1 protein-coding gene is annotated in these 294 nt (G+C 60.5%); it reads left to right on the top strand.

The window, feature by feature from the left end:
• Window positions 1–269: hypothetical protein (locus PZH32_RS13415; protein WP_275208750.1), on the top strand; the 269-nt coding region annotated here is incomplete at its 5' end.
• Window positions 270–294: the final 25 nt, after the last annotated feature.

Raw genomic sequence — 294 nt, 5'->3', positions numbered from 1 at the left:
ATCTGGTGCTGGGCAGCCCGGTGATCGGTCTGACCTATCTGGCAACCAGCCTGCTGCAATCCGTGGGCAGGGCAAGTGGTGCGGTGGTGCTCTCTCTTTTGCGGCAGGGGCTGCTGCTGATCCCGCTGCTGTACCTGATGAATGCGCTTTGCGGGGTGCAGGGCATTGCGGCGGCGCACCTGATGGCAGACGTGGGCGCTGCGGTCATCTCTGCAGGCATTCTGCTGCACTGGCTCCGGGCATCGGTAGAAAAAACGGTGGAAGTATGATATACTGTTTCCATCAATGAGCCGG

The sequence above is a fragment of the Adlercreutzia equolifaciens genome (assembly GCF_029076695.1).
Taxonomy (GTDB): Bacteria; Actinomycetota; Coriobacteriia; order Coriobacteriales; family Eggerthellaceae; genus Adlercreutzia; species Adlercreutzia equolifaciens_A.
The sequence above is the reverse complement of the archived record's forward strand: the minus strand, read 5'-3'. Positions and strand labels throughout refer to the sequence as shown.